The sequence below is a fragment of the Myxococcus qinghaiensis genome, from assembly GCF_024198215.1.
Taxonomy (GTDB): Bacteria; Myxococcota; Myxococcia; order Myxococcales; family Myxococcaceae; genus Myxococcus; species Myxococcus qinghaiensis.
In genome coordinates, this window is the sequence record NZ_JAKCFA010000086.1 from 1 (window position 1) to 1,175 (window position 1,175).

A 1,175-nucleotide genomic window follows, 5' to 3' on the forward strand; every position below is an offset into this window, starting at 1 on the left:
TCGCTCCATCTCGACACGCACCAGGTTGTACGCCAGCAGAATGCCCCACACCTCCTGCCGCACGCCCTGCGGCGTGCGGCTGCGGATGGCTTCCTGTCGGTCCAACAGGTGCGTCTTGATTTCGTCGTACCCCAGCTCGATTTCCCATCTCTCGTGGTACAGCTGGACAACCTCCTCGGCCGGGTACTTCTTCGGGTCCAGCAGCGACGTCAGCAGCACTCCGACACGGAAGCCGGGACGCTGATAGCGAATGGCTCTCATGCGGACGACTTCGGGCATGGGCCTGGCACTCGAAGCTCGCATGTGCCGGGTGACCGGCAGTTCCACCAGGTCATCGTTCGGGCCGAGGGTTGCGACCCGGACGGGCTTCATGTGCGCCTTGGCCCGCACCAGCCAGTGGCGATTCTTCGCCCCCATTGCAATCTCCAGCAGGTCCCGCACGGCGGTGAAGTTGCGGTCAACAATGGCGACCGAGTTCTCCGGCAGCTGACTCCACAACTCCGCCGCCAACGTCACTTCCCCTGTGGCGTAGGGCCCAAAGCGCACCGCCGCCACCAGGTGAGAGCGCGCCGCCATCAGTGCCACCGCCCGCACGGTGGGATAGGCGCTGCCTGCGCGAATGCCATTGCCGGGATTGCCGCCAAACTGCTCCCAGTTGTCGGGCGAGTCCGGCACCCGCAGTGTCGTCCCGTCCAGGGCGTAGACGGCCAGCTTGCGCCAGGGGTGGGCTTTCGCACTGCGGTGGGCCCAGTGCGAGGCCGTTGAATTGAACAGGTATTCCATCGGCTCATCGCCCAGCCGCTGGCGGGCCTGAGTCAAAGCGCTGGGCGCGACGGGCTTGGGGCCCGTGCCGGCCGGCAGGGCCACATTCAGAAACGAGGCGACGCGCTCAATGGATTCATTGCGCATGAGCGCCATGCCCACCACCAACCAGACGACCTGGTCGGCCGGCAGGCGCCGTCGGCGCAAGGAGGCGAAGCCGGTGGCCACCACGGCTTCCTCCACCCACACCGGGTCGATGTGCTGGCGAAACCGGTCAAACTGCTCGGGAGCCACCAACGCGGCGCCCTGGACGGCCTGAGCCAGCCCCATGTAGCGATCTCCAAGAGCGAGATCGCCACACCCTCAACCAGCTTGGTAGCCCCATGCAAGGGCTACCTAACTGATCAGCATTG

Annotated in this window: 1 protein-coding gene; it reads right to left on the reverse strand. The window is 66.0% G+C overall.

Translation table 11 applies throughout. The annotated features are described in order from the left end of the window. Window positions 1-1,092 (reverse strand): IS4 family transposase (locus LZ199_RS45965; protein ID WP_254000188.1); only part of this gene is annotated, 1,092 nt, incomplete at its 3' end. Between the last annotated feature and the right edge of the window lie 83 nt (window positions 1,093-1,175).